The organism is Enterobacter cloacae complex sp.6700776, from assembly GCF_048284255.1.
GTDB lineage: Bacteria > Pseudomonadota > Gammaproteobacteria > Enterobacterales > Enterobacteriaceae > Enterobacter > Enterobacter intestinihominis.
On the sequence record NZ_JBLVYK010000157.1, the window covers coordinates 1 to 306 of the forward strand.

The 306-nt window shown below is 48.7% G+C and carries 1 protein-coding gene; it reads right to left on the reverse strand.

Annotated elements, in window-relative coordinates:
- The coding region (locus tag ACNQ0T_RS23690) for a carbon starvation CstA family protein (protein WP_417930439.1) at positions 1–306 on the reverse strand (306 nt) is incomplete at both ends.

Genomic DNA, 306 nt, shown 5'->3' on the forward strand with positions numbered 1-306 from the left:
GTTCATTGCAAAATACAGACCTGGCTCGATGATAGAAGCTGCGACTAACGCCATGATAGCGACGAAAGATTCCATTAACATCGCACCGTAGCCGATGTAACGCGCGTCTTTTTCGTTCGCTAACAGTTTTGGCGTCGTACCGGAAGAGATCAAGGCATGGAAACCGGATACCGCACCACACGCAATGGTGATGAACAGGAATGGGAACAGTGTACCTTTCCAAACTGGACCAGAACCATCAACAAACTGTGTCACCGCTGGCATTTTCAGCTCAGGGTTCAGGATAACAATACCTACAGCCAAACC